At 36.6% G+C, this 8,674-nt stretch carries 10 protein-coding genes; all 10 read left to right on the plus strand.

The window, feature by feature from the left end:
- Window positions 1-138 precede the first annotated feature (138 nt).
- The 10 genes from accB to TE34_RS07370 all read left to right on the plus strand — a co-directional run bounded on the left by accB (window position 139) and on the right by TE34_RS07370 (window position 8,632).
- Complete coding sequence (gene accB, locus TE34_RS07325; protein ID WP_047984168.1) at window positions 139-630, plus strand: acetyl-CoA carboxylase biotin carboxyl carrier protein; 492 nt, start codon at window positions 139-141, stop codon at window positions 628-630.
- Between the two features lie 14 nt (window positions 631-644).
- A complete protein-coding gene (accC, locus tag TE34_RS07330) occupies window positions 645-2,006 on the plus strand; it encodes an acetyl-CoA carboxylase biotin carboxylase subunit (protein WP_047984169.1) in 1,362 nt (453 codons plus the stop codon).
- 37 nt (window positions 2,007-2,043) lie between these two features.
- Window positions 2,044-2,439, plus strand: a complete 396-nt coding sequence (locus TE34_RS07335; RefSeq protein ID WP_047984170.1) for an Asp23/Gls24 family envelope stress response protein — start codon at window positions 2,044-2,046, stop codon at window positions 2,437-2,439.
- A 261-nt stretch (window positions 2,440-2,700) separates the two neighbouring features.
- The gene (gene nusB / locus TE34_RS07340) at window positions 2,701-3,084 is read left to right on the plus strand and encodes a transcription antitermination factor NusB (protein ID WP_047984171.1); all 384 of its coding nucleotides are present in this window, start codon (window positions 2,701-2,703) and stop codon (window positions 3,082-3,084) included.
- 15 nt (window positions 3,085-3,099) lie between these two features.
- Window positions 3,100-3,951, plus strand: coding sequence for a bifunctional methylenetetrahydrofolate dehydrogenase/methenyltetrahydrofolate cyclohydrolase FolD (folD, locus tag TE34_RS07345; RefSeq protein ID WP_047984172.1), 852 nt, complete (start codon window positions 3,100-3,102; stop codon window positions 3,949-3,951).
- Entirely contained in the window at window positions 3,948-5,297 is a 1,350-nt protein-coding gene (xseA, locus tag TE34_RS07350; protein ID WP_047984173.1) for an exodeoxyribonuclease VII large subunit, read from the plus strand. Before folD ends, xseA begins: the two co-directional genes overlap by 4 nt.
- A complete protein-coding gene (locus TE34_RS07355) occupies window positions 5,290-5,529 on the plus strand; it encodes an exodeoxyribonuclease VII small subunit (RefSeq protein WP_047984174.1) in 240 nt (79 codons plus the stop codon). The genes xseA and TE34_RS07355 overlap by 8 nt, the downstream gene beginning before the upstream one ends.
- A gap of 5 nt (window positions 5,530-5,534) precedes the next feature.
- The gene (locus TE34_RS07360; protein WP_047984182.1) at window positions 5,535-6,410 is read left to right on the plus strand and encodes a polyprenyl synthetase family protein; all 876 of its coding nucleotides are present in this window, start codon (window positions 5,535-5,537) and stop codon (window positions 6,408-6,410) included.
- 26 nt (window positions 6,411-6,436) lie between these two features.
- Window positions 6,437-7,264, plus strand: a complete 828-nt coding sequence (locus TE34_RS07365) for a TlyA family RNA methyltransferase (RefSeq protein WP_047984175.1) — start codon at window positions 6,437-6,439, stop codon at window positions 7,262-7,264.
- A 150-nt stretch (window positions 7,265-7,414) separates the two neighbouring features.
- Window positions 7,415-8,632, plus strand: coding sequence for an ISL3 family transposase (locus TE34_RS07370; RefSeq protein ID WP_047983024.1), 1,218 nt, complete (start codon window positions 7,415-7,417; stop codon window positions 8,630-8,632).
- Window positions 8,633-8,674: the final 42 nt, after the last annotated feature.

Consider the following 8,674-nt stretch of genomic DNA (forward strand, 5'->3'; position numbering starts at 1 on the left):
TTGTTATAATTAGGAAAAAGAAAGCGCTTTATAGAAAACATTTCATTTAATTGTTGAAGTTCCCCTTATATTTATCGTAAAATATTAAGAGGAGTTATTAGTACCTAATTATAAAAAGAGGTAAGGGAGTGCTAAATTATGTTAAAAGTACAAGAAATACGTGAAATAATAAAACTAGTAGATCAATCTTCTATTAATGAATTTACTTATGAGACTAATGGAACTAAAGTATCTATGAAGAAATCCGCAGAACAAGTTGTAGTTCCGTCAAAAGCTGCCATTCAAGTAGAAAAAGAAGTAAGACCAGTTGCAGAACCTACGACTAGCCTACCAGTTAGACAAAATGTAGAGGAGACAGAAGCACCTGTTCAGGAAAACGCAGTTAACTATGATGTTGAAATCACTTCTCCAATGGTTGGAACATTTTATAGTGCTCCAAATCCAGAAAGCGATCCATTTGTAAGTGTTGGGACTTCTGTTTCTAAAGATACGGTTGTTTGTATAGTGGAAGCAATGAAGCTGTTTAACGAGATTGAGGCAGAAGTAACTGGAGAAATCGTTGAAATATTAGTAGAAAATGGTGAGTTAGTAGAATATGGGCAACCACTATTTAGGGTAAAAACGAAATAAGGGGACGTGCAAATATGATAAAAAAATTGCTAATAGCTAATAGAGGAGAAATAGCAGTCCGTATTATTCGTGCATGTAAGGAAATGGGAATTGAAACGGTTGCTGTATACTCTGAAGCAGATAAAGAGTCATTACATGTCCAATTAGCAGATGAGGCTTATTGTATTGGTCCTAACTCAAGTAAGGACAGCTACTTAAACTTCACTAATATAATGAGTGTTGCAAAATTAAGAGATGTTGATGCAATCCATCCAGGATATGGCTTTTTAGCCGAAAATGCTGATTTTGCAGAGATTTGTAAAGCTTGTAATGTCACATTTGTAGGTCCAACAGCAGAAGCTATCCAAAAAATGGGTATAAAAGATGTTGCTCGTGAAACGATGCGAGAAGCAAATGTTCCTATTGTTCCTGGATCAGATGGCATTGTTGAAAATGAAGCAGCAGCAATAGAGGTTGCTAATTCGATAGGGTATCCTGTTATTATTAAAGCCACTGCAGGTGGTGGAGGTAAAGGGATCCGCGTTGCAAGAACTGAGGAAGACCTAATTAAAGGGATTCGCATAACACAAAAAGAAGCTGAAACGGCCTTTGGTAACCCTGGTGTATATATTGAAAAGTTCATTGAAGATTTTCGACATGTAGAAATTCAAGTCATTGCAGATACACATGGAAATGTTATTCATTTAGGTGAAAGAGATTGTAGTATACAACGTCGTTTACAAAAATTAATCGAAGAAACACCATCTCCTGCCCTAAACGAAGAAATTCGTGCTAAAATGGGAGATGCAGCAGTTAAGGCAGCCGAGGCTGTAAACTATGTTGGAGCAGGAACAATTGAATTTATTTTTGATCGAAAAACACAAGCTTTCTATTTCATGGAAATGAATACTAGGATTCAAGTAGAACATCCTGTTACAGAAATGGTAACTGGTATTGACTTAATAAAAGAACAGATTAAGATCGCAAATGGAGAAAAACTATCCATACGTCAAGAGGATGTAACCTTTGATGGATGGGCAATTGAGTGCCGAATTAATGCAGAACATCCGTTTAAGAATTTTATGCCGTCACCTGGGAAAATTAATATGTACTTACCCCCAGGAGGTTTAGGAGTTCGTGTAGATTCAGCTGCTTATCCTGGCTATTCCATACCACCATATTATGATTCCATGATAGCTAAGTTAATCACCTACGGTTCAACGCGTGAGGAAGCAATTGCCCGTATGAAACGAGCATTAGATGAATTCCTTGTAGACGGTGTTCACACTACTATTCCTTTTCATCGGTTAATAATGGACCATGACGTATTTATTCAAGGTGATTTTAATACGAACTTTTTGGAAGAAAACCCGATTACTGAACCGAAGAGTCATTAACAACTTGGTTTATTCAATTTAAAGGAGGAGTGGGAATATGGCAGAACAATCTTTAGTAAATATGAGTGAAAACACAGGACTTGGAAGAGTCGAGATTGCCCCAGAAGTTTTGGAAGTAATCGCTGGAATTGCTGCTAGTGAAGTAGACGGACTTGCAAATATGCGCGGAAATTTTGCTGCTGGTGTTGTAGAGAGATTTGGTAAAAAATCTCATAGTAAAGGTGTTAAAGTGGAATTAACTGAAAATGGTATCTTAATCGATTTGTATGTTGTTCTAGATTTTGGCGTTTCCATCCCAGAAGTGGCACAAAAAATTCAAGCAAATATTAGACAAACGTTGAAAAACATGACTTCATTAGATGTTGCTGAAGTAAACGTACATGTAGTTGGTTTACAAATGGAGAAAGAATCTACAGAAGAAGGCGTAGAGTAAAATGGAAAGGGTCAACGGGTATATATAATATATCCTTGACCTTTTTTTCTATTTCTAGATAAATGTAGAGTAATTAATTATTAGTTAATTAAATATCCTTCTAGACGGTTATTTTTAGATTATCTTTTATTAGGCTGCAGCCTTTTAATAAGGAATTTAAATTTAGAGTATTGAACCTACTAAAAAGTTATTTGTAGTTGGTGGCGTCGGCATCATAATCATGATATGATTTGAAAGAGATTATTAAAGGAGTAATGCACAATGAAACGTCACGAAGCAAGAGAAAAAGCATTTCAAATATTATTTCAATTAGATTTACTAGATGAAGATATGGAACTTACAATACAAGAAAGACTGAACGAAGAAGAAAAGGATGATTTTCTTCATCGTTTGGTAAATGGCGTAGTGAAAGAAAAACAGTCTATTGATACCGAGATAACTGCAAGTCTTGAAAAGTGGTCTTTCAATCGTCTTCCATCAGTTGAAAAAACGGTCCTACGGATAGCAAGTTATGAGATAAAACATCTAGAGGATATACCTGATAATGTTTCCATTAATGAAGCAGTAGAGCTGGCAAAGCAGTATGGAGATGAGAAATCAGGTAGGTTTGTTAATGGGGTCCTATCAAAAATTATTAAGAAATAAAAGGGGAAGGTATACATGGTAGCTGAGGTTATAAATGGGAAAGACTTGTCGATGGAACTGAAATCAGAAATGAAAAAAGAGGTCCATGACTTGAGAAATAAGAACGTAGTGCCCCATCTGACTGTTGTTCTAGTTGGGAATAATCCAGCATCTGAATCATACGTTAATGGAAAGAAACGTGCGTCAGAAGAAGTAGGAATTAGCTCAGAAATAATAAAGCTTGAGGATACTGTAACGGAGAAAGAATTGCTTAAAGTAATTGATCGACTTAATCGTAACGATAAAGTCCACGGTATATTGGTACAACTACCTCTTCCTAATCATATCCACGTGCAGCATATTATTGAGTTCATTGATCCCAAAAAGGATGTGGATGGTTTTCATCCATATAACATAGGGAAAATGATGACTGGACAAGACACGTTTCTACCTTGCACACCATACGGAATCTTAACAATGCTTCGTTCTAAAAATATTACAATAGAAGGAAAACACGCGGTAATTATTGGGCGAAGTAATATAGTTGGTAAACCTGTAGGTCAATTATTACTAAATGAGAATGCTACGGTAACATATTGTCACTCTAAAACGAAGAACCTTAAGGAAATCACAAGACTAGCTGATATACTAGTGGTGGCCGTCGGTAAACCCAATGTTATCGACAAACATTATGTAAAAGATGGTGTTATCGTAATTGATGTAGGCATTAACCGCCTAGATGATGGTTCATTAACTGGTGATGTTGACTTTGATAGTTGTCTTGAGAAAGCCTCGTATATAACGCCTGTACCCCGTGGAGTTGGCCCAATGACAATTACCATGTTATTACATAATACAATTAAAGCTGCTAAAGGTATGGTACAATGACGGAAAAGTATCTAACAGTAACAGCTCTAACAAAATATATTAAACGTAAAATGGATATGGACCCTCATTTACGCAACATTTGGCTTAAAGGAGAAATATCTAACTTTAAATTACATTCTAGAGGACATATGTATCTTACGATTAAAGATGATGGTGCTCGAATAAATGCAGTGATGTTTGCTGGAAATAATCGTTCCCTCAAGTTTAAGCCGGAAGATGGCATGAAAGTGCTAATTCGTGGAGAAATCAGTGTATTTGAAGCAACGGGACAATACCAGCTATACATACAACAAATGGAGCCAGATGGTATAGGGTCCTTATATTTGGCGTTTGAACAATTAAAGGAAAAATTACGAAAACAAGGCTATTTCGATCAGCAGTATAAAAAAAGCATCCCCCAAATGCCAAATCATATTGGTGTAATAACCTCTCCAACAGGTGCAGCTGTACGGGATATAATCACTACCATTAAGAGACGGTATCCAGTAGTACAAGTAACTGTACTACCCGTATTGGTGCAAGGTATGAATGCCGCATCTTCTATTTCGAAAGCAATCAAAAAAGCCAATGAAATGGAGCTGTTTGATTGTATTATCCTTGGTAGAGGTGGAGGTTCGATTGAGGAATTGTGGGGCTTTAATGAAGAAGTAGTTGCCGAAGCTATTTTCAAATCAAAGATTCCAATTATTTCTGCAGTGGGTCATGAAACCGATACAACGATTAGTGATTATGTTGCCGATTTGCGGGCACCAACTCCTACAGGTGCGGCAGAGCTGGCAGTTCCATCTCAATATGAATTGTTAGGCAAAATATTGAAAATGAAGCAATCATTAAATAGCCTAATAAGTATTACAATTAAACATCATCGTGGTAATTTAGAACGAATGAGTAATGCTTACGCTTTTCGATATCCGGAGCAACTAATCAGGCAAAAAGAACAAGAACTTGATAAAGCAAAAGAACGAATGGATCGAGCTTTTCAATTAATTGTTCACACAAGTTCACAACGGCTTTCTAATGGTAAAACAAGACTGTTAACTCAACATCCTAAGAGAAGGTTAGACATTGCTACAAAAACTCTTCAACAGCTCGTTAAACAAAATAATCAATTGATGAAGCAGTATGTTGAAATGCAGTCCATACAATTAAATCGCTCCATGGATAAGCTTACTTTATTAAATCCATTGGAGATTATGAAGCGTGGATTTGCTATTCCTTATACTCAGGCAGGTAACATCATCAAGACTAGTACACAGATAAAACAAAAAGATCACATTAGAATTAACTTCCACGATGGTATTGTGAACTGCGAAGTATTAGATATAAAGGAGATAAATGATGGATAAATATAAAGAGTTGACATTTGAGGAAGCAATGGAGAAATTGGAAGAAATTATTGGGAAATTAGAAGAGGGAGATGTTCCTTTAGAGAAAGCAATTTCTTACTACCAAGATGGAATGGTTTTATCTAAAATCTGTGGTGATAAGTTGAATCATATCCAAGAAAAAATGGTACAAATTATGAATGAGCAGGGGGAGTTAGTTCCTTTTGATATACAGGAGGATGAAAAACAGTGAAAGTCATGTTGAAGGATTATATTGAAGCTAACCAAAAGGTATTTCAGGAAGAATTATCAAACTTGTTATCTGACGTAGATATTCCTGACCAACTTAAAAAATCAATGCTTTATTCTCTTGAAGCTGGTGGGAAACGATTACGGCCAATCCTGTTATTAGCAAGCTATGAAGCATATGCATCAGATGTAAAAAGAATCTACCGTACTGCGCTTGCTTTAGAAATGATTCATACATACTCACTAATACATGATGATCTTCCTGCGATGGATGATGATGAATATCGAAGAGGGTCTCTAACTAACCATAAAGTGTTTGGTGAAGCGACAGCAATTCTTGCTGGTGATGCATTATTGACTTATAGTTTTGAATTAATAACGAATGATCCACTTTTATCAGATCCAGAAAAGGTATACCTTGTTAAATTGCTATCACGTGCAAGTGGACCTAGTGGAATGGTAGCAGGACAAATTCTCGATATGGAAGCTGAAGATCAAACAATTAATATAGAACGGTTAGAGAAAATCCACGCATTAAAAACAGGTGAATTGTTGAAGTTCGCCGTGACAGCAGGGGCATATCTAGGTAATGCAACCGAAGAACAAATCTTCCATTTGCAGGACTTCGCCCACTATTTAGGCTTAATTTTCCAAGTTCAAGACGATATCCTTGATGTAACTGGTGATGAAAAGAAACTAGGTAAAGCGGTCGGTAGTGATGAAATAAACAACAAAAGTACGTATCCGAAATTACTTGGCTTAGAAGGTGCTATTGAAATGAAGAATCGTTATGCAGAAAAGGCAAAGGAATTATTAAGGAAAGCAAATGCAGATACTTCAAGACTATCTGATTTAACACTTTATATAAGTGAACGAGATTTTTAAAACTTCAATGTTAAAGGATTAGTGACATGAGTAAAATACGCCTAGATGTTCTATTGGTAGAACGAAATTTAATGGAAACTAGAGAAAAAGCAAAACGTGCTGTTATGGCTGGTCTAGTATATACGGAGCAGGAAAGATTGGATAAGCCAGGTATGAAGGTGGATGAGGATATCCCTCTAACTGTTAAAGGGAAGTTAATCCCCTATGTAGGTAGAGGTGGGTTGAAGCTAGAAAAGGCTTTGAAAGTGTTTTCTGTAGATGTTCGTGATAAAATTATGATGGATATCGGTTCTTCAACTGGTGGTTTTACCGATTGTGCTTTACAATCTGGTGCAAAGCTATGTTATGCTATCGATGTAGGGTATAACCAATTAGATTGGAAGTTACGAAATGATCCGCGGGTAGAAGTAATGGAACGAACCAATTTTCGTTATGTAACCGATGATGTATTAAAAAAAGGATCACCAAACTTCGCGACCATCGATGTCTCTTTCATTTCGCTTAAGCTAATTTTACCCGTCCTAAAAAAGCTTTTATTACCGAATAGTGATACAATTGCATTGATAAAACCGCAATTTGAAGCAGGACGTGAGCTAGTTGGAAAAAAAGGCATCGTAAGAGATAAGAGAGTACATGTAGATGTTTTAACAACGATTCTCTCATTCGCAAAAGACGAGGGATATGAACTATATGGTTTAACCTACTCCCCAATTACTGGTGGAGATGGGAATGTGGAATTTCTAGCTCATTTAGGTTGGAACAAGGAAGAGCCTGGAAAGTCCATCGAAGAACTAAATCCCGAAGTCGTAGTCAATGAAGCTCATTCAGAATTAAAATCAGCACAGAATACATGAGTTATAGGACTACAATCGTAGTCCTTTTTTATTGGCTCTATAATATTTGTTGGGGTTTCAATAAAATTCAGAAAAAAAGTACACGCACCCCAAACATTCTTTTATACTTGAATTGACGAGAAACAAGATAAAGAATGGGGATGCGTGTAAATGGATTTTATCATGAATATGCCAGGATTAAAAGACTGTAACGTAACAAATTTAGTAGAGCGAGATGGGAAGGTAGAAGTTTATGTGGAAATGGAGCGTAAGCCACATAGTTGTCCGCGATGTGGAGAGGAAACCGAACGCATACATGACTATCGATACCAAAAAGTAAAACATCTGAAATGGTTCGAAAGAATGACTCAACTATGGTATAAGCGCAGACGTTATAGTTGCCCTTCCTGTGGAAAACGATTTTCTGAAGAAAACGGCTTCGTAGAACGATATCAACGCACTTCCGTGGAATGGAATCAAGCGGTCTCTATCCGATCCATCAAAGCAAAAACTTTTAAAGAGGTAGGAGAAACATATGGCTCCTCGGCAACAACCATTGTTAGACGTTTTGACCAATTAGCGGAAACGGAGATTAAAGAGGTAAACTCACTTCCTTCCGTCATAGCGATTGACGAATATAAAGGTGATACAAAAGAGGGTAAATATCAGTTAATTATTGCGGATGGTATCACGAAACAACCATTAGATATTCTCCCAAATCGCTATAAAAAAACCATTAAACAGTATCTCCAAAAACATGGGGCAAAAGTAGAAGTTGTCATTATGGACATGAGTCCAGCTTTCAAGGCAGCTGTTCAGAACGCATTAGGTAAACCTATTATTGTAGCTGACCGTTTTCACTTTTGTCGCTATATCTACTGGGGATTAGACCGCGTGAGAAGACGAGTTCAAAAAGACTTTCATGACTATGATCGTAAGAAATGTAAGCGAATGAAGTATGTATTTCATAAAGCAAAGGGCCGTTTAAAAGATGATGAGCAGTGGCACTTAGAAAGATACTTAAGTATGTCAGATGAACTGAAAGTAGCGTATGAATTAAAGGAAGCTTATCGAGAATGGTTTGAGGAAGCGAAGCTTATGGGGAAAGAACACATCTCCCTAGTGAAAGAAAACCTACAGTCTTTCTATAAAAAGGTAATCGACGCGGAGATACCTGAAATGATAAGTGCCATTAAAACCTTTCAAAACTGGCAGATAGAAATACTGAATAGCTTTGCATACGACTATTCTAACGGTTTTTTGGAAGGTATAAATAATACTACTAAAGTGATAAAGAGAAATGCATATGGATTTAGAAGTTTTAAGCGATTTAGAGCGAAAATCTTATTGGCAAGACAGTATAAAGATGTTGGTGTGCATATAGGATGAGGTGGCGACTAATGTCACCACCCCAACATTTGACGTAGAACC

The sequence above is a fragment of the Ornithinibacillus californiensis genome (assembly GCF_001038485.1).
GTDB classification, from domain to species: Bacteria; Bacillota; Bacilli; order Bacillales; family Amphibacillaceae; genus Ornithinibacillus; species Ornithinibacillus californiensis.

What these genes read in the sequence shown, in the direction of transcription:
- accB (WP_047984168.1), top strand. Translation starts at nt 139, where the DNA reads ATGTTAAAAGTACAAGAAATACGTGAAATAATAAAACTAGTAGATCAA.
- accC (WP_047984169.1), top strand. Translation starts at nt 645, where the DNA reads ATGATAAAAAAATTGCTAATAGCTAATAGAGGAGAAATAGCAGTCCGT.
- TE34_RS07335 (WP_047984170.1), top strand. Translation starts at nt 2,044, where the DNA reads ATGGCAGAACAATCTTTAGTAAATATGAGTGAAAACACAGGACTTGGA.
- nusB (WP_047984171.1), top strand. Translation starts at nt 2,701, where the DNA reads ATGAAACGTCACGAAGCAAGAGAAAAAGCATTTCAAATATTATTTCAA.
- folD (WP_047984172.1), top strand. Translation starts at nt 3,100, where the DNA reads ATGGTAGCTGAGGTTATAAATGGGAAAGACTTGTCGATGGAACTGAAA.
- xseA (WP_047984173.1), top strand. Translation starts at nt 3,948, where the DNA reads ATGACGGAAAAGTATCTAACAGTAACAGCTCTAACAAAATATATTAAA.
- TE34_RS07355 (WP_047984174.1), top strand. Translation starts at nt 5,290, where the DNA reads ATGGATAAATATAAAGAGTTGACATTTGAGGAAGCAATGGAGAAATTG.
- TE34_RS07360 (WP_047984182.1), top strand. Translation starts at nt 5,535, where the DNA reads ATGTTGAAGGATTATATTGAAGCTAACCAAAAGGTATTTCAGGAAGAA.
- TE34_RS07365 (WP_047984175.1), top strand. Translation starts at nt 6,437, where the DNA reads ATGAGTAAAATACGCCTAGATGTTCTATTGGTAGAACGAAATTTAATG.
- TE34_RS07370 (WP_047983024.1), top strand. Translation starts at nt 7,415, where the DNA reads ATGGATTTTATCATGAATATGCCAGGATTAAAAGACTGTAACGTAACA.